Source organism: Geodermatophilus sp. SYSU D00710 (assembly GCF_054050195.1).
The window spans coordinates 1-1,290 of record NZ_JBJGYX010000124.1 but is presented as its reverse complement, the minus strand read 5'-3'; the positions used below and the strand labels follow the sequence as shown (position 1 = coordinate 1,290).

Below are 1,290 nucleotides of genomic sequence, written 5' to 3'. Positions count from 1 at the left end.
CCCCCCCCCCCCCCCCCCCCCCCCCCCCCCCCCCCCCCCCCCCCCCCCCCCCCCCCCCCCCCCCCCCCCCCCCCCCCCCCCCCCCCCCCCCCCCCCCCCCCCCCCCCCCCCCCACGGTGCGGGTGGTCACGCGGACCGTCGTCGACCCTGCGTGCGTGGCGTGGTGCTGAAGCGCCGGACGTCGGGTCCCGGCGCGGCCAGGAGGCGGGTGAGGTCGGCTGCGACGGCCGGCCAGCGGTCGCCGAGGTCGGCGTCGGCGATCCGGACGACGCGGATGCCCAAGGCGCGGAGGTCGTCCTCGCGCCGCTTCTCGTCCCACAGGACCTGGCCCGCGGACCGCTCGCGCCACGGGTCGGTGTACTTGACGCGACCGTCGAACTCGACCGCGACCGCGGCGTCGTCGAACCAGGCGTCGACGACGCCGACCAGCCGACCCTCGGTGCGGATCTCGACCTGCAGCTCCGAGGGCGGCAGTCCCGATCCGACGAGGCGGAGCCGTCCCCGGGTCTCCAGAGGCGACTCCGCGCGTCCGTCGGCCAGCGCGATCGCCCGCCGGGCGCGGGGCGTACCCCGCCAGCAGGGCTGAGCCGCGACGACGCCGGACAGCTCCCGGTGCGTCGTCGCTCCGGCGAGCAGGGCGGCGTCCATCGCGACGACAGCGCGCTCGAGTGGCCACTCCCGAGCACAGTCGACGAGCGTGCGGGTCGTGGAGGTCAGGAGGAAGGGACCACGCCGGACCACCTCCCCGGCGCTCAGCGGCGCACAGTTCATCCGGAACGTCGCGCTCGCCCGCCACTGGCCGGGGTCGGTCAGCCGGACGGTCCGGTCGAGGCCGTCCCACACGGGGAGTCCGAGGAGTCGCGCTGCCGAGCCGTGGCTGATCACGGTGTCCGGCCGGTCGAGGAACAGCAGGGCGGCCAGGCAGTCGGCAGCGTGCCGGCGCGCGCCGAGATCCCCGAGCCGCTCGGCGGTCGTGTAGACGCCCCGCCGCAGCCTCACCCACCTGCCGGTGGAGCACAGGGACCGGATCTCGTCGTGTCCGTATCCCGCCCGGCGGGCGTCGACGGTCGTGAACAGGCCGAACTGGCGCTCGGCCGCGGCGCGGAGGACGGGGTGCACCGGCCCAGCCTGGCGATGCCCTCCGCCCGGACGACCGCCGCTCGGCGATCTGTGGACAGCCGGCGCGCGGGCCGGGTGGCCGCACTCCGCGGTGGGCCCCCGCACCCCCCCCCCCCCGGGGCGGCCCCGCCGCGCGCGGGGGGCCCGGCCCGCCGGGTGGTTGGGGCCCGG

Annotated in this window: 1 protein-coding gene; it reads right to left on the bottom strand. The window is 78.9% G+C overall.

Translation table 11 applies throughout. The features are described from left to right. Positions 1–126 precede the first annotated feature (126 nt). Positions 127–1,119 carry a type IV toxin-antitoxin system AbiEi family antitoxin domain-containing protein gene (locus ACI78U_RS24895; protein ID WP_456878128.1) on the bottom strand — a complete coding sequence of 331 codons (993 nt, stop codon included), beginning with the start codon at positions 1,117–1,119 and terminating at the stop codon, positions 127–129. Positions 1,120–1,290: the final 171 nt, after the last annotated feature.